The organism is Desulfobulbus propionicus DSM 2032 (genome assembly GCF_000186885.1).
Taxonomy (GTDB): Bacteria; Desulfobacterota; Desulfobulbia; order Desulfobulbales; family Desulfobulbaceae; genus Desulfobulbus; species Desulfobulbus propionicus.
Map to the genome: position 1 here is coordinate 1,958,553 of NC_014972.1, position 21,375 is coordinate 1,979,927.

The 21,375-nt window shown below is 60.4% G+C and carries 13 protein-coding genes and 1 tRNA gene; 1 reads left to right on the forward strand and 13 read right to left on the reverse strand.

Annotated features, from left to right (window positions below):
• Nucleotides 1-36 precede the first annotated feature (36 nt).
• The 4 genes from DESPR_RS08505 to DESPR_RS08520 form a co-directional block, all read right to left on the reverse strand.
• Nucleotides 37-122, reverse strand: a tRNA-Ser gene (locus DESPR_RS08505).
• Nucleotides 123-211: 89 nt separating this feature from the next.
• Nucleotides 212-652: a tRNA adenosine(34) deaminase TadA gene (tadA, locus tag DESPR_RS08510; protein ID WP_015724398.1), complete on the reverse strand. Its 441-nt coding sequence runs from the start codon at nt 650-652 to the stop codon at nt 212-214.
• Between the two features lie 71 nt (nt 653-723).
• On the reverse strand, nt 724-1,668 hold the full coding sequence (locus DESPR_RS08515) for a universal stress protein (RefSeq protein WP_015724399.1): 945 nt from the start codon (nt 1,666-1,668) through the stop codon (nt 724-726).
• Between the two features lie 56 nt (nt 1,669-1,724).
• Nucleotides 1,725-3,467 carry a potassium/proton antiporter gene (locus DESPR_RS08520; protein ID WP_015724400.1) on the reverse strand — a complete coding sequence of 581 codons (1,743 nt, stop codon included), beginning with the start codon at nt 3,465-3,467 and terminating at the stop codon, nt 1,725-1,727.
• Between the two features lie 142 nt (nt 3,468-3,609).
• Between DESPR_RS08520 and DESPR_RS08525 the strand changes: the two genes are divergently transcribed.
• Nucleotides 3,610-4,989 carry a sigma-54 interaction domain-containing protein gene (locus DESPR_RS08525; protein ID WP_015724401.1) on the forward strand — a complete coding sequence of 460 codons (1,380 nt, stop codon included), beginning with the start codon at nt 3,610-3,612 and terminating at the stop codon, nt 4,987-4,989.
• Between the two features lie 25 nt (nt 4,990-5,014).
• Here DESPR_RS08525 and nikR read toward each other — a convergent pair whose 3' ends face one another.
• From nikR to DESPR_RS08570, 9 genes are all read right to left on the reverse strand, one after another.
• Complete coding sequence (gene nikR / locus DESPR_RS08530) at nt 5,015-5,425, reverse strand: nickel-responsive transcriptional regulator NikR (protein WP_015724402.1); 411 nt, start codon at nt 5,423-5,425, stop codon at nt 5,015-5,017.
• A gap of 5 nt (nt 5,426-5,430) precedes the next feature.
• Entirely contained in the window at nt 5,431-6,849 is a 1,419-nt protein-coding gene (locus DESPR_RS08535; RefSeq protein ID WP_015724403.1) for a beta-barrel assembly-enhancing protease, read from the reverse strand.
• Between the two features lie 172 nt (nt 6,850-7,021).
• The gene (locus tag DESPR_RS08540; RefSeq protein ID WP_015724404.1) at nt 7,022-10,663 is read right to left on the reverse strand and encodes a DUF3683 domain-containing protein; all 3,642 of its coding nucleotides are present in this window, start codon (nt 10,661-10,663) and stop codon (nt 7,022-7,024) included.
• Between the two features lie 248 nt (nt 10,664-10,911).
• Nucleotides 10,912-12,900 carry a monovalent cation:proton antiporter family protein gene (locus DESPR_RS08545; protein ID WP_015724405.1) on the reverse strand — a complete coding sequence of 663 codons (1,989 nt, stop codon included), beginning with the start codon at nt 12,898-12,900 and terminating at the stop codon, nt 10,912-10,914.
• A 152-nt stretch (nt 12,901-13,052) separates the two neighbouring features.
• Nucleotides 13,053-16,022: a PAS domain S-box protein gene (locus DESPR_RS17245; RefSeq protein ID WP_052302080.1), complete on the reverse strand. Its 2,970-nt coding sequence runs from the start codon at nt 16,020-16,022 to the stop codon at nt 13,053-13,055.
• A gap of 103 nt (nt 16,023-16,125) precedes the next feature.
• Nucleotides 16,126-18,108 (reverse strand): methyl-accepting chemotaxis protein, encoded by a 1,983-nt coding sequence (locus tag DESPR_RS18960; RefSeq protein ID WP_015724407.1) that lies wholly within the window; start codon nt 18,106-18,108, stop codon nt 16,126-16,128.
• Between the two features lie 4 nt (nt 18,109-18,112).
• Nucleotides 18,113-18,511, reverse strand: a complete 399-nt coding sequence (locus tag DESPR_RS08560) for a hypothetical protein (protein ID WP_015724408.1) — start codon at nt 18,509-18,511, stop codon at nt 18,113-18,115.
• A gap of 275 nt (nt 18,512-18,786) precedes the next feature.
• Nucleotides 18,787-20,196, reverse strand: coding sequence for a sigma-54-dependent transcriptional regulator (locus DESPR_RS08565; RefSeq protein WP_015724409.1), 1,410 nt, complete (start codon nt 20,194-20,196; stop codon nt 18,787-18,789).
• Nucleotides 20,197-20,550: 354 nt separating this feature from the next.
• Nucleotides 20,551-21,369 (reverse strand): CoA-transferase subunit beta, encoded by an 819-nt coding sequence (locus tag DESPR_RS08570; RefSeq protein ID WP_015724410.1) that lies wholly within the window; start codon nt 21,367-21,369, stop codon nt 20,551-20,553.
• Nucleotides 21,370-21,375 lie beyond the last annotated feature (6 nt).

The window sequence follows — 21,375 nt, forward strand, 5'->3', positions numbered from 1 at the left end:
AGTCAACCTTGTGTTGACTGGCCGTTTTACTAAAAATGGCGGAGAAGGAGAGATTCGAACTCTCGGTACTCTCGTACACACGCGTTCCAGGCGTGCACCTTAAACCACTCGGTCACCTCTCCGTGATAGGCAGGATCACGGCGCCGGTCGCAGACCCGTCCGACGTGGAAGCCTTTATTATCCCGCAAGCCGTTTTTTGACAACAGAAAAATTAACGCCTGCCGCGAAAAAAATCCCGCAGCAGGTTGCCGCATTCCTCCGCGCAGACACCGCCAGTGACGGAAAAGCCGTGATTGAGCAGCCCATCGCTGCCGATGCGGTATTTAGAGACGATTGCCCCGCCCTTGGGATCAGTGGCGCCGAACACCAATCGGGCGATGCGGGCGTGAACCATCAGGGCCGCGCACATGGGGCAAGGCTCGAGGGTCACATAGAGGGTCAGGCCGGGCAAACGGTAATTGCCGACCACCTGCGCCGCCCGGCGCAGCACCACCATTTCGGCGTGTCCGGAGGGGTCGGAGGCACCAATGCAGTTGTTGCCCGCCTCGGCCAGGATCGCCCCCTGCGCGTCGATGGCCACCGCGCCCACCGGAACCTCGCCCGCCTCGGCTGCCTGCCGTGCCTGCACAAGGGCCCGGCGCATCAGCTGCATGTCAATGGGCTCCGCAAGCATCGCTTGCCGGGATGCGTCCAACCTGGTCACCATTCCCCCCGACATCGACCTCAATAGGCCTTTACCGGCGAAACAAAACCGCCCGGTTTCAAGGCGAGCAGGGCACATTCAAGCTCATCCATGATATTTTCGGCGGTGTTGCCCATCAGATAGCCGAAAATGCCGGTGCGGGCCACCGTGCCCATGACCAAAATGTCAACGTGCTTGCTTTTGACAAAAAATGGGATCATTTTTTCCGCCCGTCCCCGCAACCGGTGGACCTCAAAGGAGCCGCCAATGCCCGAGGCCTCGATCACCAGGTTCAGTTCCGCCTGATGGGAGGTTTGGGCGGTCTGCACCGTGTTGCGCATGGTGTCTTCCGGGATGTCCACGCGCGTGTTGCCGCGCAGATAGCGTTCAAATTCAAAATCCCAGCAAGAGAGAATGTCGAGTTCGCCGCTGCAGGTATCGGCCAGGGAACGGGCGTGTTGCAGCAGACGGATCGAGAGATCGCGTTCCGCGGTTTCCCGATTGCCGGGATTGACGGCGACCGCTACCCGGATCTCCTTGCGCGATCGGGTAATCGGCCGAGCCAGCCACACCGGACAGGGGCATTTGCGCAGCAGGGTCATGTCCAGGGAGGTGAAGCCCTTGCCGCCCTCTCCCCTGGGTTCGGCCTCTTTGATCAACAGGTCGTGGCCGTTGCGCAGTTGGTGGCGGATGATGCTCACCGCCGGCGGTTCATCGCCGCTCGCCAATTCGACGTCGACCACGGCCTCGGACGCATCCAGGTTCAAGGCGGCCCGGGCCTCGCGGAGGGCCACTTCCACCTGTTCCTCCATGAATTGCCGATACTTTTCCCGATACATCTCGTGGCTGCCCGGCAGTTGCGGAAAAACGAGCAGATATTTGAGCGCTGCCTGGTTGTTGCGCGCCAGGCTGAGGGCCTGTTTCAGGCCTTCGATGTCGTCACTGATGCCGGTGCTGGCATAGAGGATATGACGAAAGTTGTGCATGTAAGTGCTCCTTGTCTCAAAAAAATGCGGGAAGCGCCCTGCGGTGCGGGCGTGCTTCAGAGGGGGTCAACCATCTTTCCCGGCGGGATGCATTCGCAGCCGGGCAATTGTTCCACGTTGTCGGGGGAAAAAATTAGGGTCACCAGACCGGCGTCGCTCCCTGAGGCAACGAGAAACGGCCCCAGCCGGGCGGGCGGCCCGCTTTTCGCCGCTTCGACCAGGGCGGCCAGCGTTCTGTCGGGGTCCGACGGACAGGTCAGGGTGAAAAAACCACACAACTGGCCAATGGTGTGATCGGCGCGGAAAGCGATCCGTTGTCCCGGTGTCAGGATAACCGGCTCGGCGCAGGTATCAAAGAGACAATCGAGCAATGGCTTGACCTTTCGCCGCATGGCCACGAAAACCTGGTCGCCGGGCTCAAGCACGGTCCGTCCCCGGGGCATGATCACCTCGCTGCCGCGAACCACCAGGGTCACGGTCACCTCGTAGGGCAGGGCGAGGTCGCGCAGGGCCTTGCCGGCCACAGGCGAGTGGGCGCCGACCCGGTACTCCACAATCTCGCCGTCCACATGGCGCAGCGCATTGATTTCAACGGTGAGCGGCGAGGTCGATTCGATCCGTACCCCCAATTTCAGCCAGCGGGCGACCAGGGGCAGGGACCAGCCCTGGGTGATTGCCGACACCAGGACGACAAAAAAGACGACGTTGAAGATCAGCCCGCCGCCTTCCATGCCCGCCAGCAGCGGAAAGGTGGCCAGGGTGATGGGCACGGCCCCCTTGAGTCCCACCCAGGAGAGAAAGGACAACTCCCGCAGGTTAAAGCGAAACCAAAAGGCCGAACAGGCCACCGCCACCGGGCGGGCGAGGAAAATCAGCACCAGGGCGATCACCAGTCCATCCATGGCCACCTCGACCAGCCGGCTGGGAAAGCTGAGCATCCCTAGCATGACGAAAAGCACGATCTGCCCCAGCCAGGCGGCGGCGTCGTGAAACAGAAAAATGCCATTGCGGTAGACCAGCGAACTGTTGCCCAGCACAATGCCGGCGATGTAGACCGCGAGAAAGCCGCTGCCGCCGAGAACCGCCGCCAGGCCAAAAGCCAGCAGTCCGAAGGCCAGCACCAGAATGGGATAGAGTCCGGGGTAATCGAGATTGCTGCGATTGACCACCCAGGCGGCCCCATAGCCGATTCCGATGCCCACCAGGCCGCCGACTCCGAACTGGAGCACGAACAGCAGCAGGATACCGGGCACGGAATCGGCCGTTCCCATGATCAGGCCAATCAACCCGACGGTGAGAAAAATGGCCATGGGGTCGTTGGAGCCGCTCTCCACCTCCAGGGTGGCGGTCAGGCGCCGGGACAGGCGCAGGCCGCTGGTGCGGAGAATGGAGAACACCGCCGCCGCGTCGGTGGAGCCGACGATGGCTCCCAACAGCATGCCGTGCAGCACCGGGACCTCGAGGACCCAGGACGCGGCAAGGCCGGTGAAGACCGAGGTCAGCAGCACGCCCAGGGTTGACAGGGATAGCGCCGGTCGCCAGGCCGCATGCACCGAGCGCACCGAGGTCCGCAGGCCGCCGTCGAACAGAATCAAGGCCAAGGCCACGCTGCCGATGCTGTTGGCGAAATGGTAATCTTCAAAGGCAATGCCGCCCAGCCCCTCCGAGCCGGCCAACATGCCCACGCCCAGGAACAGCACCAGGACCGGCATGCCGATCCGGGCCGAGAATTTGCTGGAACCGATGCCAAGCAGCAGCAGGACACCGGTCACAAACACGATTGTGTTGATGGAAAACATACTCCTCGAATCAGGTTGACGGTTCAATCAGTTGTTGATGGAACCCATGGAATGTCTTTACCTTTGCCATGACCAGAGGTAAAGTTACAAAAAAGATATTGCAACCACGTAATTGAAATTCAGCCAACCTCGGGGGCAGATCATGGAAGACAAAAAAGCCGCAGTTCTTGCCTATAAATGTCCGCCGGAAAGCAGGTTAAGCATCGAGGCCGCCCTGGCGGCTCAGTGCGATCTCACCTTTCACAACGATCCCCAACAGTTTCAGCACGAGGTCAGCAAAAAACCCTATGACATCATTTTCATGAATTTTCAGCCGGAAAAAGGCAAGAAAATGGGGTTGCTGCAAAAAATCCAGGAGCATGTTCCCTCGACGCCGGTGATCATCACCTGCGAATCCGAGGATTCGGTCCATATCGATAAAAATCAGGAGCCGATCATCTACGATGTGCTCAGCCACCCCCTCTCCCCGGGCCGGGTCAAACGGACGGTGCGGCAGGCGCTGCACAAGCGGCAGCAGGAGCGGGAACTGGACTATCTCCGCCGCACCCAGGACATCGTCTACAGCTTTGACCGGATCATTGCCGAGAGCGACAGCTTCAAGGCGGTGATCAAGAGCCTGAAGAAATTCGCTTCCACCGACGCCACGATCCTGATCACCGGCAGCACCGGAACCGGCAAAAGCTTTCTTTCCGGCACGGTCCACTACAACTCACCGCGCCGTAACCGACCCTTCATCAAGATCAACTGCGCCAACATTCCGGAAACCCTTTTGGAATCCGAACTGTTCGGCCATGAAAAAGGGGCGTTCACCGGCGCCGACAAGCAGCGCATCGGCCGTTTCGAGCAGGCGGACGGCGGCACCGTTTTTCTTGACGAAATCGGCGAGATTCCCCTGGAGATCCAGGCCAAGTTGCTGCGGGTGCTGGAAGAAAAGTCGTTTGAACGGGTCGGCGGCAACAAGACCATCAGGGTGGACGTGCGGCTCATCACCGCCACCAACAGGGATCTGCAGGCCTTGATCGCCGCCGGCAAATTCCGCGAGGACCTTTACTATCGCATCAGCGTCCTGCCGGTCCATCTGCCGCAGCTCAAGGAGCGGCCCCGCTGTCTGGTGCCGCTGGCCAACAAACTGCTGGAGAAATCGGCGGCCTCGCTCAACAAGCGCCACATCACCGGCTTTACCCCCGAGGTCCTGGCCATGATCCAGGGCTATGAGTGGCCGGGCAATATCCGCCAGCTGGCCAACACCATTGAACGCGCGGTTATCCTTGAAGAAGGGGAGCTGATCGGCCTATCCTCGATCCATATTCCGGAAATGGGACGAACCGCCGCGCCTCTCATCCAGGAGATCGAACCGCTGGCCGTCCATGAACGCGAACTGATCCTCAAGGCGCTGACCGACAATCTGTGGGTACAGAAGGATGCGGCCCGCAGCCTGGGCATCAGTCCGCGGGCGCTGAACTACAAAATCAAGAAATTCGGCATCACCCACCAAAACTGGCGTAAACACCGAAAGGAATGAACACCGAAAAGAATGGCCGCCGGCCTTAATGCAGGTGGCCGCCGGTGCTTGACATGGTCAGGTTGCCGTTCTTGACCCCGCGCAAGGCAATGAGCTGTTCCGCCAGCTCGCGCACCTGCGAGGCCCGGCCCTTGACAATGGTCACCTCAAGGCAGTTGTCATGATCCATGTGCACATGGGTGGTCGAGGTGATCTGGTGGTGGTAGTCGTGTTGCAGCTCGGTGATCTTTTCCTGGAGCTGCGGCTGATGGTGGTTGTAGACCAGGGTCACCACCCCCACCACCTCGCTGTCCTGCTCCCATTCCTCGTTGACCAACATCTTGCGGATCAGGTCGCGCACCGCCTCGGAACGATTGGAATAGCCACGGGGCCGAATATAGTCGTCGAACTGAGCAAGCAGTTTTTCATCCAGTGAAACCGAAAATCGCTTGAGCATGGCTATCAGATTCCTTTTTCCAGATCCTTGAGTTTATCGAGCAGAGCCCGGGCTTCAATGCGCATCTGTTCCGGTACATTCGTTTCCTTGGAGGCGCGGGTCAGGTACTGCTTGGCAAGTTTGATCTTGCCCCTGTAGAGGTTGTACTTGCCCAGGTAAAAGACGGACGCCCCTTCCTTGCCCCGGCTGGACTCGATCTGCCCCAGATCGAAATAAAGCTGAGGAAACTCGGGCATGGCTGCCGCCACCCGCTGCAGCAGCTGCTCGGCCCGGGCGGTGCTGCCGCGCATCAATTCCATCTTGGCCAACTGATAGAGACCGTACATATCGGTCGGATCGCGCTTGACCGCCTGTTCGAGGAGCGTGCGCGCCTCGTCCATCCGACCGGCCTGGATGAAAAGAACCGCGCGGTCGATGTCGAGAATCGTCTCGCGCGGGTACTGCTCCTGGACGGTGGCCAGATGCTGCAGGGCCTGGTCGAATTTGCGTTCCTCGGCTGCCAGCAAGGCCAGGCCGAAATGAGCCAGGGTCCGATCTTCCACTTTCGTGGCCGAGGCCAGGGTATTGACGCAGTAAATCCGCAGTTTTTCGTGATCGATGGCCTGCATCAGCACCCGATATTTGAAGCGGAGAAATTTGAAATTATCGGTTGTGTCGTACGCTGCCCCCGTTTTTTGTTTTTCCAATTCCAGCAGTGATGCAACATAGCCCAGCCGGGCCTCCGGATTGGGGTGGGTCAGGAGATACTGGGGGGTTTCGCTGCCCATGCGGTAGCGGGTGATCCGCCGCATGACCCGCAGCATGTCCTCCATGGCCGAGGGGTCGCGCCGCATCTGCTTCAGCCAGCCAAAGGACAGACGATCCGCCTGCTCCTCGTCCTCACGGCTGTACTGGAGGTTGATGGCCTGCCCGGCGGCCATCGACCCCATCATCAAGCCCGGTGACAGCCCGGGAACGCCCATGGCCAGGCCCGCGACCGCCAGCAGCAGGGTGGCGGCGCTGACCTTGGAGCCCTTGTCCAGGCGCTGGGCGATATGCCGGCTGACCACATGGCCGATCTCATGGGCGAGCACGCTGAGCATCTGATCCTCGTTGTTCATGGTTTCGATCAGGCCAGTGTAAAAAAAGACCAAGCCGCCCGGGGCGGCGAAGGCGTTGAACTGATCGCTCTTGACCACGAAAAACCGGTAATCGAAATACTGCGGCCCGACGATCTGCAGGACCTTGTTGCCCAGCGTATTGATATATTGGCTGATATCCGGTTCGTCGAGAATGGGCAGTTCCTTGCGGACCGAATAGAGCAGTTGGTCGCCGATCTTCCGTTCCTCGCCGATGCTCAGCGCCAGGGCCTTGAGGGGCAGGAGGACGTAGGCGCACAGGGAGAGGAGGGCGACGAGGCGAAAAAAACATGTTTTCCTGTTCATGGGGATCACCGATTGATTCGCGGAGTTGATCGAGCGGCGGCGGCAATGAAGTCAAGGTACCGCGTTCCGGATCCGCCGCAACCGCCGGTCATGTGTTTCCCGGGGGGCGAGGACCGTCCATCGCTGCGGCTTTTCCCTTTGATCGACCAACGGAAAAGACGCCTGGAAGCGGTCAGAAGGTGACCGCCTCGGCTTTGTGCAACATGGTTTTCAGTTCTTTTTGCCACTCGGCGCCACCCAACGACTCGGCCAACAGGACAGCCAGATGCCGGGGGAGGATGCCCAAATCGCGGTTGCGGCCCAGACCGGAAATACAGGACGGACAATTGGTGACGATGGTCCGCGCCTGGGACGTGTCGCCGGCGGCCAGCAGGTTGTCGCGCTTGCGCCTCAGCATGGCGCCGGTGATGTCGGGCCGCGACAGGGCCATGGTGCCGGCCTCGGAGCAGCAGCCGCCGATGGAGGTCACTTGACCGCCGATCCGCCGCACCATCAGGTGTCCCTCGCCCTGGAGCGAGTCGTGGCAGGGGGCGTGGTAGAGAAACTGCCGCTCCTTGTCCTGGGTGAACCGTTCCGGCGCCTGTTCGAGCACAAAGGAGGAGACATCGGCCAGGGAGCAGCCGAGAATTTCCTCGGCTCCCAGCTCATGCAGGGCCTCGCGGCACGTGCCGCAGCTGACGATCAGCCCGTCGAAACTGATGTAACCGAGCATCTCCCGGATCTGGCTGAGGATGATGGTGTCGCGCAGGGTGACGTCGCCGTGCATTGTGCTCTTGGCGTTGGCCTTGGCCGGAAAGCCGCAGCACAGGTGGGGCGGCGGCAGCACCACCCGCACCCCGGTCTTGAGCAGGCTGTAAATCGCGGCCTCGGCGATTTCCGCATACAGCCGCTCCGAGCCGCAGCCCGGAAAATAGAACACCGTCTTGCCGCAAGCCTCCGGCGGGTTGAGCAGCAGGGCCTCGTTGAGCGAGCACTTGGGCAGGGTGGCGCGCAGGGAGCGGTTGGTCGGCGGCATCATCGGTGATTTGAGCATGTGCACCAGCCGCCACTTCGTGTTGCGCAGGGCCTCCGGGGCCTGGCGGAACAGCTCGGCCGCGATCCGCTGGGCATTGGCGCCCCATTCGACCACGGTCTTGCGGAACAGGAGGTTGTAGACCCGGTTGCGGGTCTTGAGGTAGTGGAGCGACATCCGCGTGGGCAGGGGTGAATGCTTGTAGCCGCGCTCGCCGAGAATCTGACGCTCCAGGATCGACACTTGGGCGGTGTCGATGTCCACCGGACAAGGCTTGAAGCACTTGCCGCACAGGGTACAGTGGTCGGCGATCTCTTCCAGGTTCTTCAACTGGTTGAAGCGCGGAAAGTGGGCGCGCTGCATGTCGTAGAGTAGGGCCTCGATCAGCGAACCAATGGCCAGGTTCTTGTTGCGCGGATGAAAGAACAGTGAACTGCCCGGATAGAATACGCAGCAGTCGGCCTTGCACTTGCCGCAACGGACACACTTGGAGATCTTGGTGGCCAGGGTCTCCAGGGAACCGTGCTGGAGGATGCGCGCCTCCAGTTCCAGCAGGTTGAACGAGGGGGTGAACACCTTGTCGATGATGGCCGGGTCAACCAGCTTGCCCGGATTCATCACCCCACGGGGATCGATCCGCTGGCGGTACAGGTTCAATTCGTCGATCATCTGCCGGTCGAGGAACTTCATCTTGGTTATGCCGATGCCGTGCTCGCCGCTGACCACGCCCCCCAGGGCCACGGCCTTGGCCATGACCGCGTCGGCCGTCTCGGCGGCGCGCTGCATCATGGCCCGGTCGTTGGAGAAGACCGGGATGTTGACGTGGACGTTGCCGTCGCCGGCATGCATGTGGGTGGCGATGATGATCCGCCGCTTGCGCACTTCTTCGCGGATCCGCTGGATGTTGGCGCTGATCCGGGGATAGCCGCGAAACAGTTCGAGCAGGTCGTTGGCCAGGGATTTCAGATGGGTTTCACCGCGCACCGCCTCGACGGCCCGCTCGGCCAGGCCGGCCAGGGCAACGCCGCACAGCTCGGCCGCCTTGGGCATCTTGGCCTCCAGCCAGTCCGGATCCTCGATCGGCTCGGCTACCTGGAGGTAGGCCAGGATCTCCTGGACCACGCTTTGCTGGTTGTAGACGTCCTCGTCGAGGTTGGTGGCATCGACAAAACGGGCAAACTCGGCCAGGGCCGGCAGGGGGAGGACGATATCCTCGTTGAGCTTGAAGGCGTTGGTGCGGGCGGCGATGGCCCCCAGCCGTTTGCGGTCGCGCCAGAAACGGCTGGCCTCGTCGGCGTCGCTGGCGACAAAGATCTCGGTGTTGCCATAGCGGTCCAACAGACGCAGCAACCGCTCCTTGCCGCGCAGAATCTGCGCGGTGGTGTGGCCGACCATGTCGATCAGCAGCACCGCCTTGGGCGATTCGCTGCGCGCCGCCTTGAACTTGTAGTTGATCGCCCGGATGTACTCCTCGTCGAAATGTTCGAGCGCCATCAGGGCTTCCTCGCCCTGGTTGACGAACTGCTCGGAGATCTCGACGATCACCCGGCTGGCTTCGTCCATGTCGGCGCCGAAGAATTCGAGGCAAAAGGTCAGCTTCTTCTCGTAGGCTGGATAGAGGATGAACTCGGCGCTGGTGATGATGCCGTCGGTCCCCTCCTTCTGCACGCCGGGCAGGCCGCCCAGGGCCTTGTTGGTGATATCCTTCCACAACCCCTTCTTGCGGATCTCGTCGCCGCGCAGTGCTACCCGCCGCACCAGCGCCCCTTGGGCATCGACAACATCGTAGATCACCTGATCCTCGGGCAGAATCTTGCGCATGGGATGATCGACCCGCTTGACCTGGAGCAGACCGGCGCCGGGCATGGCGATGGTGTAGGCCAGCAGGTTATCGATGGCCGTGCCCCAGAGCACCGCCGTCTTGCCGCCGGCATTCTCCGAGATGTTGCCGCCGATGGTCGACGCCCAGGCACTGGTCGGATCGGTGGCAAAGACCAGTCCCTGCCGCTCGGCAAAGGCCATGGCGTCCTGGGTGATGACCCCGGCCTCGAGCCGGAGCACCGCCATTTGCCGCGTTGTCCCGTCATCGCCGCGAAATGCGCGTTCCTCGATCCCATGGATGCGGTTGAGTTTTTCGGTGTTGATCATCACGCAACCCGCGCTCACCGGCACGGCGCCGCCGGTCAGTCCGGTGCCGCCGCCGCGCGGGATGACGTGCAATCCCAATTCGGCAATGGCCGTCAGCAGGGGCGCGACCTGTTCCTCGCTGGAGGGCCGAACCACGGCCACGGGCAGAAAGAGCCGCCAGTCGGTGGCGTCGGTGGCATGGCTGATCAGGGAAAACGGATCGAAGCAGACGTTGTCGCCGCCGATCACCGCCCCGAGCCGCTTGCGGATCCGGGCTCGGGTGGCCTGGGCGGTGCTAATCTCTTTTTGTAAGGCACGGGCCCGTTCCCGGCAGAGACGAACCAAGTTGACCACCTTGTTGCTGCGCTCGATATCAACGTTCACCTTTTTGGCCGTGTGTTCGATAATGTCGAGATCCCTTTTCATGGTGGTGAAGAAGGAAAAGCGGCGGCGGGGCGAATCGATCAATTCCTGATAGAGGAAAGGGTTGCGGTGGAGGATGAACAGATCACCGATGCAGCGCATCACCAACCGGGCGGAACGGCCGGTGACCCGTTGGCTGCGCAGTTCCTCCAGATCGTCCCAGACCGTTTGGCCAAACAGGTGGTTGATGATCAGCCGATCGTCGGCCGAGGTAAAATTATAGGGAATCTCGCGATAATTGGTGGCTTTCATGGGGTGCCCGTACATCTTGACTTGTGAAAAATACCCAACGACGCCGCATCCGGCGGATGCGGCCAGCGGAAAGGGAACAACGCTCTCTGTGGTTCAGGGGAATGATAGACGCTCTTCAGGGAATACGGTCTTCAACGGCTGGAGAAGAGAACAATTCAAAACGATTTCGTACCACAACGGGATAAGCGTTGCAAATATTTATCGCACAGCCCGCCGCTCTGGCAAGGCGACGGAGCGAGGCGCCAGGTTCAGGCCGCCGGTTCCGCGCTTAACCGCGCACCGGGAAAGAACTTGGCCTGAAAGGCGTCACGGGCCTCGCTGGAGCCGATGACCGCCACCAGATCCTTTTCCTGAAAACGAAACTGCGGCCCGGGATTGGGCTCCAACTGATCCTCACGGAGCACACCCACCACCGATACCCCCGTTTTCTTGCGGATCTCGGCCTCGCCGATGGTGCGATCGATCAGGGCGCTGCCTTCGCCAACGGTCACCCACTCCAGATCAAACTGCTGCTCGGCCGAGCGAAACTGGGACAGGGTCTGATAGGGCTTGCTCTGGCTCATTCTGCTGGTGAAATATTCCTGGCGCAAGGCCTCGGTCTGCCGCTGAATCTCGGTGACCGGGATGTGCAGGGCGAGCAGCACCTGACGGGCCATCTCCAGGCCGGCTTCCAATTCGGGATAGACCAGGTCGGTGACATTGAGTTCGCTGAAAACCTCGAAGAAATCCGGGTCCGAGATGCGGGCCACCACCTCGATGCGGCCGTTGAGCCGCTGGGCGTGGGCGACAATGGTCTGCGATTCGACGATGCCGGGGATGGTCACCACCAGCAGGGCCGCCTTGTGCATCGAGGCCGCCTCGAGCACGATTTCATGGCTGGCGTCGCCGTAGACCACCGCAAATCCGGCATTCTTGGCCTGTTCGATCCGCCGCTGGTCGAGCTCGATGATCACAAAGGGGATGGACAGCCGATGGAGGGTGGTCGCGATCTGCATTCCCACCCGGCCGCCGCCGGCAATAACCACATGATGGTCGAATCCCTTGTCGGGAAAGTTGAGCGATTCCAATTGCTCCTTCTGGAACCACCGTTTTTTCAAGGAATAGAGGCGCGAGGTCTGGGCGGAGATGACCGGGGTGAGAATCATGGTCAGCACCGCGGTGGTCAGCACCAGGTTGTAGAAATCGGTGTTTACCGATTTGCTGCTCAGGCCGATCCGGGCCAGGACAAAGGAAAATTCGCCGATCTGAAACAGGCCCAACCCCACGGCGATGGGAATAACGTTCCCGTAGCGAAACATCCAGGAAATGGTGGCAAAGATCAATCCCTTGCCGACGCTGACCAACAGCACCAGCAGGAGGATGGTGGCGAAATGGTCGACCATGAAGCGGGGATCGAGCAACATGCCCACCGAGGCGAAGAACAGCAGGCCAAACACATCGCGCAGGGGAATGATGTCGCTCAGCGCCTGATGGCCGTAGTCGGATTCGTTGAGCACCATGCCGGCGATGAAGGCGCCGAAGGCGAAGGACAGGCCGATCAGGTAGGTGGCGTAGCCGATGCCGAGACCGATGGCGATGATCGCCAGGAGAAACAACTCACGCGAGCCGATCTTGGCGATGCGCCGCATCAGCCAGGGCAGCAGCTTGGCGCCGAGGACGAACATGCCGAGCAGAAAGAGAGCGGCCTTGATCGCCGCATGGCCGAGCTGAACCATGCCGGCGGCCGGATCGTTCATCAGCGGCAGGATGATCAGCATGGGCACCACCGCCAGGTCCTGAACAATGAGCATGCCGATCATCACCTTGCTCGACAAGGTGCCGAGCCAGCCCTGATTCATCAGGGTTTTGAGGATCACCATGGTCGACGACAGGGAAATCAGGGCGCCGAACCAGACCGAGGTTTTCAAATCCCAGCCCATCAGTTGGCCGATACCGATGCCGAGCGTCACGCTCAGACCGATCTGCAACGGCGTGCCGGCCAGGGCGATCCATTTGACCGGCTTGAGATCCTTGTGGGAAAATTCCAGCCCCAGGGCGAACAGCAGCAAGCCGACGCCGATTTCGGCCAGCAATTCGATATCGTGGGCGTCGGAGATGGTCAGGCCGCCGGTATGGGGACCGAGGATGACCCCGGCGAGAATGTAGCCGAGAATCAACGGCTGACGCAGCCGCTGCATCAACAGGCCGCAAAAAAAGGCGGTGAGCACGAGGAGGATGATGTCGGTGGCAATGCCCATGGGAAATCCTTGCTCGTTGAGGCCGGCATGGGGCCGTGTTGAAAGAGAAAAAAACTGCCGGAGGGCAACTATACCAACGTCAAGAAAAATGGCGAGCGTATTTCACCGACCGATGTCCAAAGATGGCCCGGGCCGTTTTCGTGCCGCCGCTCTCACCCCTGATCCAGCACCTCCCGAACCTTTCGCGTCAACTGACTGGCGGTAAAGGGTTTTTCAAGAAAATGCCCCAGCCTTTCCATCCCCCCGTGGTGGGCGATGATATCGGCGGTATAGCCCGACATGTACAGCACCCTGACGGCGGGCAGGATATCCCGCACCGTGCGGGCCAGGTCGCGGCCGTTCATTTCCGGCATGATCAAGTCAGTGAGCAACAGATGAATCGCTCCCTGGTGCCGACGGGCAAGATCCACGGCTTCCGCCGGACTGCGGGTCATCAGGACGGTATAGCCCCGCTGTTCGAGGATATAGGCGGCCAATTCGAGGATGGCATACTCGTCTTCCACCAGCAGGATGGTTTCCACTCCCCGCTGCCGGATCGCGCCATTGGTGAGCGGCATCGCATTGGCGCTGAACTCGGCACGCGGCAGATATACATGGAAGACGGTCCCCTGGCCCGGTGCGCTTGCCACGGTGATCGCGCCGTCATTTTGCTTGACGATGCCATACACCGTCGCCAGGCCAAGACCGGTGCCACAGCCGTTTTCCTTGGTGGTGAAAAACGGTTCGAAAATTCGGCTCTGGGTCTCCTGGTCCATGCCGCAGCCGTCATCCTTGACGGAGATGAGCACGTAATCACCGGGTGACAGTTCCAGACAGGGCGCGTCATCGGCTGGCACAACCACATTGGCGGTCTGAATGTGGAGATGTCCGGCGCCGCTGATGGCATCGCGGGCATTGACCGCGAGGTTGGCCAGTACCTGACCGATCTGGGTGGAATCCATTCGTACCGGCCAGAGTGAGGCCCCGGGCTGCCATTGGAGATCGATATGTTCCCCGATCAGCCGCTGCAGCATTTTCAAGGCCGCCGTAATGGTTTCATTGAGATCCAGCACCTTGGGGGCGATGACCTGTTTACGGGCAAAGGCGAGCAGCTGGCGGGTGAGATCAGCCGAATGCTGGACCGCCTTGTGCACCTCGAACAATCGACGGTACAGCGGATGCTGTTCCGTCAAATCGCTCAGGGTCATCTCCACGTAACTGCCGATCACGGTCAACATGTTGTTGAAATCATGCGCCACGCCACCGGCCAACCGCCCCACCACCTCCATTTTCTGCGATTGGAGCAACTGGGATTCAAGCCGCTTTTGCGCCTCTTCGGTGCGCTTGCGCTCGGTGATGTCCCGACTGACCCCACGATAGCCGGCAAATCGCCCTTTCTGGTCGAACACCGGAGTGGCGTTCGATTCAAGGATCACCTCGCGCCCATCCCTGGTGCGACAGGTCAGACAAAGCTGGCTGCAGGGTTGCAGGGCTGCCATGGTCTCGACAAGCGTCCGGGTGGCCTCGCTGTCGTTGTTGGGGGAAAGCAGGTCAAGCCACGAGAGACCGACGCATTCCCGGGGGGAATAACCGAGCATGTCCAGGCAACGGGGGCTGGCATAGCTCAGGCGATGCTCGCGATCGGTCTGCCAAATCAGGTCGCTGATGCTTTCCAGCAGATCAGCGTATCGTTTGGCGCTTTCGGCACGGGCCTTTTCCATGGCCCTCCGTTTGCTCTGGTCGCGGATGATCATCACCACCCCGGTAATCTGCCCCGCCTCGTTGCGGATCGGCGCGCCGCTGTCGACAATCGGCCTGCGGCTGTCATCCCTGGCGATCAGCAGGGTATGATGGCTCATCCGCACAATCGCTTGCTCACGCAACACCCGGTCAACCGGCGAGGCGACCGGTTCGCCGGTTTCCTCGTCGATCACGCGATAGACCTGTGTCAGCGGCTTACCCAGGGCCTCCGCCTCGTGCCAGCCGGTCAGTTGCTCGGCCACGGGGTTCATCCGGGTGATCAGGCCGGCGGCATCGGTGGAGATCACGCCTTCGCCGATGCTGTACAGCGTGGCGCGAATTTCTCCCCGGGTTTGGCGGTGTTCGAACTCCTCGTTGAGCAGGGCATCGGTCAGCGACTTTTGACGGGAAAGGGTGGTGAGCCGGACCAGAATCCCGGTCATGATGGCCCCCATGACCACCAGCAGCAGGATGCACACGCCCCGGAAGCGCAATTCAGCGCGGGCGTGGAGAGCATCCATTTTGGTGACCATGAACCAGCCGGTTTCCGGGATGGCGCTCAGGTCGGCCAGCACCTCGACGCCGCGATAGTCCAGGCCGCGAAACAGGCCTGTTTGCCCCAAGGCCGCCTGAACGGCGGGTGAGGCGGTATTGCTCAGCGGGACGCGGTAATTGAGGGTTGCCTGGGGTTCATGGAGGAGCTTGCTGAGCAGGAGGACATGGTCGCCTTGGGCGCGGACCAGCAGTGTTTCGGCATTGCTCTGTTTGATTGGCCATGACTGGATCACCGGATAGAGGCTCTGTCCCGGATCGACGATCAACAGGAGCACGGCAAGCACCCGGTTGTTTTTATCCAAGACCGGGGCCGCGATATTCATGTGAATCATGCGGCAGTTGCGGCAATGGTAGAAATCGCCGAACATCGGGACCGCGGATGCCGCCACCTGGTATACCAGTGCTTGTTCTTCTTTCTCCAGTTCGGTGACCCTGGGCATCAGGGAGAGGAGAATCCGACCATGGGCATCGGCCAGAATCATGTTGGCATAGCCCTCATTTTCCTGAAAAAAGGCGAGACGCTCCCTGATCTCTTCAAGCGTTTCAGGCTTGCCGGTCACGGACCACTCCCTGACCAGGGTTCTGATCATCCCCGAAGAATTCATGCGTGCGTCCGCCAGCCGTTCCTGGCGCCAGGCAAAAATCTGACTGGCTTTCATGCGGGCGACCGACTGCAGTTGATTGTAGTGCTCCGTGACCACCACCTGTTCCTGTTGAAAATAGAATCCAGCCCCGCCTGCGATCAGCGCCAGGGCCGTGCCGAGGAACAGGACAAGCAGTTTCCAATTGCTGAAAGCGCCGCGATGGCTGCCGTCACGGGTGGCGATGGGGGGCGAGGGTGTAGGCATCGGGGAACACGGGAAACAAGGAATGGGCAAGGCCCCCATCGTCCGCCTTCACGGGGCATGGCCTCGCGGGACGAACGACGGGGGTGGGGGAGAGGGAATCTGTTCAGACCTTGAACTTCTTCACCAGCAGCTCCAGTTGGTCGGCCAGATCGGAGAGGCTCTGGGCGCTGGTTTGCACCTGGGCAGAGCCATCGCCCACCTGGGTCGACTGCTGGCTGATCTCGGTGACGTCGCGGGTGATGTCGGCCACCACCACCGTGCTTTGGGCCACGTTCTCGTTGACCTCGGCAATCCCTTGGGAGGCTTGGGCGATGTTGTTGGCGATTTCGTTGGTTGCCGCCGATTGTTCCTCCACGGCGGTGGCGATGGCGTTGATGACGCTGTTGATCTCGACGATGACCTCGGAAATCCGGGCAATATCCTCGATGGTGGTGCTGGTGGTCGCCTGCATCTCGCTGATCTGATTCTTGATGTCCACCGTGGCCTCGGCGGTCTGGCGGGCCAGTTCCTTGATTTCGTTGGCCACCACCGCGAATCCCTTGCCCGCCTCGCCGGCCCGGGCCGCCTCGATGGTGGCGTTGAGCGCCAGAAGGTTGGTTTGTTCGGAGATCTCGGTGATGGTCTCGGTGACCCGGCCGATTTTCTTGGCCGATTCGCCCAAATCGCTCATCTTGGTCGAGGTCGCCTGCGACTGCTTGACCGCCGCGTCGGTGATGATCCGCGCTTTCTCGGCGCTTTCAGCGATTTCGTTGACCGTGGCGGTCATCTCCTCGGTGGAGGAGGCGATCATGTTGACGTTGCTGGTCGACTGCTCCATGGCCGCTGAAACCGACTGAAAATTGGTGCTCATCTCCTCGGTGGCCGCGGCCACCGAACCTGACTTGTCGGCGGTATCCTTGGCAGCCGAGGACAGCTGTTTGGACACCGCCGCCAGATCGGTGGAGGACATGGACAGCTGGTTGATACCGGTGATGATTTCCTTGATCATACTGCCCAACTGGCCGACCATGACGTTCAGCGATCGGGCCATGATACCGATTTCATCGCCCTGGTTGACCTCCAATTTACTGGTGAAGTCCCCGCCCGCCATGGTTTCCGCAAAGGCAGCGGTCTTGCGCACCGGTCCGGTGATCGCCCGGGTGAGAAAGATGGCAAAAACAGCACCGAGCAGCAAGGCCATCGCCGAGATGAGCAGGGTGGTGCGGATGCCGGTCCTGCTGGTCGACTTGAGCGATTCGCCCAACTCCTCCTGATCCTTGATATAGGTGGCGCGGATGTCGCCGACCAAGGTGGCGATCTCTCCCCCTATCTGGGTCAGGGTGCCGTTGTAGACCGTGTTGCGGCCCATGGCCGCCTTGGCCATCTGGTTGAAACTCTCAATATAGGTCTTGGCATCGGCAATCACATTTTGCGCCTTGGCCCTGCGCTCGGCATGCGCTCCGGCGGCGATCTGCCCCAAGATCTCCTGCATCTTGCCGTTTTCCGCCACGACCAGTTCCGCATCCTTCTCGGAAACGGTGGCCAGAAATTTTTGCGCGTACAACCGGGCAAGCAGCATGTGCTGGGTCGCCAGGGCAGCCCTGGTGGTGGTATCGAAATCCTGATCGTTCTTGGCCGAGGCCATGATCTCGTTCATGCCGTTTTGCATGGAAGGGCCGAGAAATCGCAGGACTTCATTGATGATCCGGTCGCTTTCCCTGATGTCGGCGATGAGCTGCTCAAAGGCTGTCTGGTAGGTGTCGGCATCCTTGTCGATGGTAACGATCTTGGCCGCGCGTTCCGGATTCTTGATCCGGCCCTTGGCCTCATCCAGTATCGCCTGCAGTTTGCCCATGTACTCCTTGTACTCCTGCATGTCGGTGTCGCTGTGGGTGATCATGTAATCCTTCACCTGCATCCGCACCTGCAGCATCAGTTCCTGGAGATTAGCCACCATATTGGAGTTGTTGCCTCGCCGGTCGTATTCATTGATACCGTTCGCGGCGGTATTGAGCCCATTCCAGGAAAATGACGAGACAATCAACAGCAACACCAGGATCAGTCCAAAACCGCCACCAATTTTCACCGATAATTTCATTGTGTTCATGCGCTCACCGTTTAAGAAAAGGAGTGTTGTGTGTTTCTTTCCTGAATATGTTGGTCAAATATTCAACCACCTCATCAATATTGCTTTCTAGGTAGCCGACAAATCGTGGAGAAAGATGCGAATATCTGTTGTTGCGCACCTGCTGCTCACTGCTGATGACCAGGATGATCCGGTAACTCTTGAATTCATCCCCCATGAGGAGCAGGGCATCGATATCGTCGTCGTCGTGGGCAAAGAGAAGAAGGATATCGTTGCTGCGCATCTGCAGACACAGAGGCGAGGAAAAACCCGAACCGGGAGGCAGGGTGCTCAGTGCGCCGCTCCAGGAGAATTGGCGAAAATAGGTCTCCACCTGGCGAAAGGTCGCTGAATCCCTGGGTGTGTAAAGAAAGACGTGGTGCATGAACCCTCCGAATGGTGCCCTGCGGCACCGCTGCATGCAATCTGGCCAAACGTCGTTTGTTTAGCATTTACCTTGCCAGTTGGGACGGAAAACACCATCAAACATTATTGCACAATATCAGTTAGTTGAAATATGAATCGCCTTACGGAGGGGAAACTGGCGGCAACCGTTGGCTTGTTTGTCTCTTTTTGTAGACAGGCGTTTGTCTAGTTTTCTAGACGAGCGGAAGGTGGCGGAAGGAGGGAGCCATGCCAGGCGGCAAAGGGATGCGTCGTTCAGTCACGGCAAGAGGTTTCGGGATCAAGGCCATGGAGGTTGATCAGCTGGTACAGTCGGGCACGGGACAGGCCCGACACGGTGCAGGCATCCCTGATGTTCCCCTTGGTGCTCGCAAAAAGATGCCGCAGATATTCGCGTTCCTTTTCCGCCTTGAACGCCTTCCAGGTCACCGGCGGGGACGTTGGGGGGACGGTGTGTTCGCTCCGTGTTCTCGCGGCCTCGGCTGAAATGCACTCAAGGGTCTTGCAGACCCGAATCTGTTGGGGCAGATGGTAGGCGAACAGGGTGGGATGATGGACAGCGGTGGCAAACACTTGCTCCAGGGTTTGCTGCAGTTCGCGAACATTACCCGGCCAGTCATAGGCATGCAGGTATTCGAAAAATTCATCGGCGACCCCCTTGGAGCCGACTTTGGCCCGATCGCAGAGCCTGGCGAGGAAATGGCGGCTGAGTGGCCGGATGTCTTCCTTCCGTTCCCGTAGCGGCGGCAGATGAAGGGGGAGGGAACGGAGACGGTAGAGCAGGTCGGCGCGGAACGCGCCGTCAGCCGCCTCCTGGTCGAGATTGCGGTTGGTGGCGGCGATCACCCGGAAATTGCTGAACTCTTCCCGGGCCGCGCCGACCGGTCGAAAGCGGTGTTCCTGCAGGACGCGAAGAAAGGTTTTCTGGATACGTTCCGGCAATTCGCCCACCTCGTCGAGGAACAGGGTACCGCCATGGGCCATGGCGATCAAACCGCCGAACGCCCGGTCAGCGCCGGTGAATGCCCCCTTGACATGGCCAAACAAGATGCTCTCGATCAGGGTTTCGGGCAGCGAGGCGCAATCGACCACCACAAAGGCCTGAGCGGCCCGGTTGGAATTGTCATGAATGGCGCGGGCAAACACTTCCTTGCCGGTTCCGGTCTCCCCCGTGATCAGGACCGTGGCCTCACTGGCCGCCGCCGTGGCCACCTGGTCAAGGCAGGACGCGAGGCTGGGGCTGGCACCGATGATCGTTTCGCGTTTGAGGGCGACCGGCAGCCGGCTGATTTTCTGTTTTTCTTCCCGGTACTGCAAGGCCCGGGTGAAAGGCAGCAGCAAATCGCGCAGGACATGGGGTTTTTCCAGGTAACTCCATGCTCCTGACTGAATCGCCTTTTTCGCGCCATCGGGGTCGCCTGACCCGGTCATGATGATGATTTCCGGCCGCGAGGCGGTTTCGGCAAAACGGGAAAAGGCATTCAACCCGTTGCCGTCGGGCAATTGCACGTCGAGGAAAACGACATCGAAGCGGCCACGGCGGGCACACTCGATCCCCTCGGTCAGGGTAGCCGCGCATTCGGCCCGATGCCCCGAGTTGCCAAGATGAACAGCCAGCATTTCGGCCAGCATGGAATCGTCATCAACGATGAGAATATCGGCCATGGTCAAGCAACAGGTGCCACCTGAAGACAGCGAGTTGGAATCACCCGGCATTCCTCTCGCTCAAGGCGAAGGGTCCGGGCTTCAATCGACAGACGGATGTTTAACAAGATGCCGGAAAACAGGCAAGGGATTTCGCGTCATGATTCAATGATAACAAGCGGTTGTCAGACGATAACAGCTGTTGGGACGTTGCCGGGCACGATACAGCCGTGCTCCTTCTCTGCCGGTTTGCCAGGCTGCGCCTTTTGATCGTTTACTCGTTTCCACTCTCCAGCGTGGAAACGAGTAAAACAAAAGAGGCACCGCAGCAGTTGCCACGGCGCCTCCTTGGTTGGATAACAGACGAATCGGAGTTCAGCCCTTTTTCACCTTGGGAATGAAGATCTCGTCCGGATCGAGCACGTCGTGGATGAAGTGCAGTTCCTCGCGGGTGGGCGGGGCGGTTTCGCCGTTGACCCGGGAGACGTCGAGATCGAACTGGCACAGATCCTTGATCTCCGCCACGGTCTTGCCGGGGTGACAGGTGTCTAGGTACATGTGGCCATCGTTCTCGTCGAAGCGGAACACGCCGGCGGTGCTGATGATCGCCGAGGGGCCGCCGCGAAAGGCCGCGCCGTAGAGTTCGCGCCGATGGACCCACTCGCCGCCCGGCCACCGCTTCACCCGCCAGCCGGGGCTGGTGATGTAGCTGACGTTCTCGACAAAGCGCCGTTTTTCATGGACCATGATGAACACGGTGCGCTTGGCGAACGAGTTGATGTCCGGGTTGCCGCCGCTGCCGGTAAGGCGCAGTTCCGGGTCCAGATAGTTGCCGATGCAGGTGGTGTTGACGTTGCCGTATTGGTCGACCTCGGCACCGCCGAGATAGCCCAGATCGACATAGCCGCGCTGGGCGATGGAAAAGGCGTCGTACAGGCCCGAGGAACGGGAAGCGCCGGTCTCGCAACGGGCATCCCCCACCGAGGTGGGCAATTCCGGCGGCCGGCCGTCCAGGGTGCCGGCTTCAAAGATCAGTTTCAGATTCGGGGCATGGGTCTTCTGCGCCAGCATGATGGCCACCATGGGCAGGCCGGTGCCGGCAAAGACGATCTCATTGTCCTGGACCTCCCGCGAGGCGGCGCAGCACAGCAGATCGGCCAGATTGTATTCTTCGGGCGAGGCAAAGTTGGTCATATCCAA

Bases quoted from the DNA above. Each gene is read 5' to 3' on its own strand.
- tadA (WP_015724398.1), bottom strand. From the start codon at position 652: ATGCAGCTGATGCGCCGGGCCCTTGTGCAGGCACGGCAGGCAGCCGAG.
- DESPR_RS08515 (WP_015724399.1), bottom strand. From the start codon at position 1,668: ATGCACAACTTTCGTCATATCCTCTATGCCAGCACCGGCATCAGTGAC.
- DESPR_RS08520 (WP_015724400.1), bottom strand. From the start codon at position 3,467: ATGTTTTCCATCAACACAATCGTGTTTGTGACCGGTGTCCTGCTGCTG.
- DESPR_RS08525 (WP_015724401.1), top strand. From the start codon at position 3,610: ATGGAAGACAAAAAAGCCGCAGTTCTTGCCTATAAATGTCCGCCGGAA.
- nikR (WP_015724402.1), bottom strand. From the start codon at position 5,425: ATGCTCAAGCGATTTTCGGTTTCACTGGATGAAAAACTGCTTGCTCAG.
- DESPR_RS08535 (WP_015724403.1), bottom strand. From the start codon at position 6,849: ATGAACAGGAAAACATGTTTTTTTCGCCTCGTCGCCCTCCTCTCCCTG.
- DESPR_RS08540 (WP_015724404.1), bottom strand. From the start codon at position 10,663: ATGAAAGCCACCAATTATCGCGAGATTCCCTATAATTTTACCTCGGCC.
- DESPR_RS08545 (WP_015724405.1), bottom strand. From the start codon at position 12,900: ATGGGCATTGCCACCGACATCATCCTCCTCGTGCTCACCGCCTTTTTT.
- DESPR_RS17245 (WP_052302080.1), bottom strand. From the start codon at position 16,022: ATGCCTACACCCTCGCCCCCCATCGCCACCCGTGACGGCAGCCATCGC.
- DESPR_RS18960 (WP_015724407.1), bottom strand. From the start codon at position 18,108: ATGAACACAATGAAATTATCGGTGAAAATTGGTGGCGGTTTTGGACTG.
- DESPR_RS08560 (WP_015724408.1), bottom strand. From the start codon at position 18,511: ATGCACCACGTCTTTCTTTACACACCCAGGGATTCAGCGACCTTTCGC.
- DESPR_RS08565 (WP_015724409.1), bottom strand. From the start codon at position 20,196: ATGGCCGATATTCTCATCGTTGATGACGATTCCATGCTGGCCGAAATG.
- DESPR_RS08570 (WP_015724410.1), bottom strand. From the start codon at position 21,369: ATGACCAACTTTGCCTCGCCCGAAGAATACAATCTGGCCGATCTGCTG.